We start from the raw sequence: 2,648 nt of genomic DNA on the forward strand, positions 1-2,648 counted from the left end.
TCATCGTGAGCAGCTCGTAGGAGCCGACCGGCGCGACCGCCGGCCACGCGGCCACCGCCGCACCCGTCAGGCCGTGCCCGAGACCGTGAGCGACGTTCGCCCCCAGCGTCGCTGTGATGCCCAGCCCGAGCAGCCGCCACGCGAGCGCCGGAACCGGCACCTTCCTTCGCGCGCAGTCGAGCATCACCATCGAACTCGCGTAGATCAGCCCGTCCACCGTCAGCGGCACTAGCCGGGCTGTCCATCCCGCCTCACCATGCGCCCGCGCGAGATCATGGGCGTGCTCGTACGACGCGATTGCTGCAACCGCCGCGACGCCGATGACGGCGACCGCGGTCGTCCGCCTAATCACCCGGTCGGCCGCCGTCACCAGGCACCGCCGACAGCAAAAGATCTGGTCAGGGCAATTACGCCACTATGCCCAATTGGTAGGCCTTGGCCCTCGAACACATCATGATCATGGCCTGACTTGCGGATATGTTATGGGCTAGGACTCAGGCGAAGTCCGGTACGGCTGTTTTCCGCAGATCAGGACCATGGGGGTTTAAGTCGGGTTCAGACGGTCACTCTGTTACCTCCATACTGTCTGCGGCGTGCTGAGCCTGAGTTATCCACCCGATCGACGCCGCCGCGGGATGGTTCGCCCGCCAGGTCGCCTGGTGATACCAGGTGACCCCGGTCGGCGTGTCGATTTCGGGGCGGCTCGCTCGTACGTAAGTAAGAGCGGCCGAAGAGCCTGGCCGCGAGTTACTCACTAGGAGGCGAACACCATGGGAGACATCCGGGTGCATGAGTTCATGTCCCTCGACGGGGTAATCGACGAGCCGAGGTGGACGTTCGAGTACGGCTTCGACCCCAAGATGGGCGAGGCGCTCGCCGGCGCCATGGCCGACTGCCAGGGGATCCTGCTTGGTCGCATCACGTACGAGATGTTCGAGCCAGCGTGGTCGCCCCGGACCGCTGAGGAAGACCCCGGGGCGCCGTTCATGAATGACACCATGAAGTACGTGGTCTCGTCCACGCTGGAGAAGGGGACGTGGCGCAACTCCGAGATCGTCGGGCCGTACAACGCCGATGTCATCCGGCGGCTCAAGGAGCGCGTGCCGGGCGCGATCTACGTCAGCGGCAGCGGCACGCTGGTGCGGGCCATGCTCGCCGATGGGCTGGTGGACGAACTGCACCTGTTCGTCTACCCGCTAACCCGAGGCGAGGGCCCGAAGCTGTTCGGCGGCACCCCGGCCAGGAAGTTCACCCTGGCCGACAGCGAAGCCTACGACAACGGCGTGCTGTACGTGCGCTACCACCACGCCGGGTGAGACAGCCGGATTTAGAGCGAGGCAGCGGCGCCGTGACGGCCCGGAAGTTCACGGCTGCCCCGGCTCCACGGAAGGGCTGGCGCGTGTCATCAAATCCGTCACATTCGCGGGCATCACGGCCGTCATCGCCGAGACGATCGCGGGCTCGCTGGGCAACCTCGCCACCGTCCCCGACGCCCGGACGTAGTCCGGCGGCCGGTGGGGTCTCAGCCTGCCGGCCACTTCGATGAGCTTCTACAAGCACGGCTCCGTGAGTACCGACATTGCCGCCGCGAAGTCCGCGAGCGAGCTCGGAAGCTAGCCTCCAATACCCCGCGCGATTCGCCCTCCGAAGCGGCCGATTACCGGCGAGACGCCAGCGTCCGAGCCCACCGGAGCAGGCCCCAAAAGTACCGGTATGGGACTCAAAGTCCCCGTGTGCGGCGCTACTGTCGGCGGAAAGGCAGCCGGAACGGCTCGGTGGCACTACTCCTGACACTCCGTGGGCCTGCCGGCGCTGAAACGGCCGCCTGGCTGACCCGGCCAGACTTGGGCTTGGTCGGCGCACAGATCTCGGGTTGCGCGGCTACGTGTTGTCGGGCAGAGGTGGCGGACAACGTGACCCCAGCGCGGCCCCGCACAGGCGCTCACCCCCGCCTCAGCTACGTCAAGGGCATTACCGCCACCACCGCCGGGATCGTCGCCGTCAGGGGGAAGATGTTGCGGGCCACATGGACGATGACGTTTGTACGGTGGCCTGCGACTAGCCGTTCGCGACGACCTCGGGCAGGCCCCTCAGCCCGCCGCAGACCACGAAGAACACGTCCTTCACGCCCAGGTTGTACACGCCCGTCAGCACGCTCATCCAGAGCATGGCGCCCTCTCGCCTGAGCCGGTCCACGGCTCCGAGAACCTCCTTCTCTCCAGTATGGGTGACGCCGATCGCGGCGTAGACGGGCCGGTTGGGAGACCTGCCCATCCCGCCTATTTACCGCGGTCGCGTCGATGAACACGCCGCGCAGACCTCATCGAGAGGTCGGGCTTGCCGGGCCTGCATCTCCTCGATCACCCTGTCGGTGATCCGCGAGACCGTCTCCTTCGATACCGAGGCCCGGTAGGTCTAAGTGGGTCTGCTCCGTCACCGCGCCTGCCGGAGCGGCAATCATAAACTCGCTGGTCAGGAACGGTGCGCCGTGTGGGCTTTTTGGTGCAATCGGCCCTCGGATACAAATACAGCTCTCTGACCTGCGATTATCTGCTTTCCGGTACGGAACAGGTGATCAACGCCGCAGGTCACAGCCATGGGGGTTCAAGTCCCTCTCGGACATGTGCTTACGTACATGCTGATAGCCC

General features: G+C 65.8%; 2 protein-coding genes and 1 pseudogene. 1 reads left to right on the forward strand and 2 read right to left on the reverse strand.

Annotated features, from left to right (window positions below):
- Window positions 1-370: DUF2637 domain-containing protein (locus WA805_RS27175; protein WP_425243763.1), on the reverse strand; the 370-nt coding region annotated here is incomplete at its 3' end.
- Between the two features lie 400 nt (window positions 371-770).
- On the opposite strand from WA805_RS27175, the gene WA805_RS27180 reads away from it, so the two are divergent.
- A complete protein-coding gene (locus tag WA805_RS27180) occupies window positions 771-1,316 on the forward strand; it encodes a dihydrofolate reductase family protein (protein ID WP_425243764.1) in 546 nt (181 codons plus the stop codon).
- A gap of 742 nt (window positions 1,317-2,058) precedes the next feature.
- Here WA805_RS27180 and WA805_RS27185 read toward each other — a convergent pair.
- Window positions 2,059-2,352: pseudogene (locus WA805_RS27185) on the reverse strand (transposase).
- Window positions 2,353-2,648 lie beyond the last annotated feature (296 nt).

It is taken from the genome of Trebonia sp. (assembly GCF_049794275.1).
GTDB lineage: Bacteria > Actinomycetota > Actinomycetes > Streptosporangiales > Streptosporangiaceae > Trebonia.